The following is an 816-nucleotide window of genomic DNA, read 5'->3' on the forward strand; positions in this document are numbered from 1 at the left end:
TCGCCCCGGCCCACCCTAACTCGTGGCACAGTGTGCCACGCGGTGCACGTTCGATCGACCCATTGAGTGGCCGATCGGGCACCTTTGAACTACCAAGGCTAACGTGATACGCTGTGTCCGTCCCTCGGGATGGACGTGGGCCCATAGCTCAGTGGTAGAGTGCCTCCTTTGCAAGGAGGATGCCCAGGGTTCGAATCCCTGTGGGTCCATGGCTCGGATTAGATCGAATCGTGCCCCTTAAGTGGGGCAGACGATTTTGATCTAATCCGACGAAAACTGATGCACCACTCCGCGTAAGTGCGAGTGGGAAGGGTTAATGCAGGCCGGCCGTCTACCGGCGTGCAGATGAGACCGTGTGTACGTGTAGTCCAGGCGTCCACTGGACCCGTTCCCGGGTCACGATGTTGCGACTTTGTCGCAACGCCGATCCGATGAACGTGGCTACTGTGCCAGCTGGTGGATCGCTCGGCTTGAGAGCTGAAGAAGGACGTGCCAAGCTGCGATAAGCCCAAGGGAGCCGCACGGAGGCGAAGAACTTGGGATCTCCGAATGGGAATCCCCACCGCAATTGCTTCGCGCAATGGGGAACGTCGAGAATTGAAACATCTTAGTATCGACAGGAAAAGAAAGCAAACGCGATGTCGTTAGTATTGGCGAAAGAACGCGACACAGTCCAAACCGAAGCCCTTACGGGCAATGTGGTGTTCGGGCTGACAAACACTCTCAGAAACTCGACGAGAAGTCTCTTGGAACAGAGCACGAGACAGGGTGACAGTCCCGTACCGTCGACGAGTAAGAGACGAGTCAGTTCCAGAG

At 56.7% G+C, this 816-nt stretch carries 1 tRNA gene and 1 rRNA gene; both read left to right on the top strand.

Features of this window, described 5'->3' with window-relative positions:
• Positions 1–137: 137 nt before the first annotated feature.
• Positions 138–209 (top strand) — tRNA-Ala (locus ACJYUO_RS21845).
• A 223-nt stretch (positions 210–432) separates the two neighbouring features.
• Positions 433–816, top strand: a 23S ribosomal RNA gene (locus ACJYUO_RS21850); the annotation flags it as partial.

The sequence above is a fragment of the Natrinema sp. CRL1 genome (genome assembly GCF_059162405.1).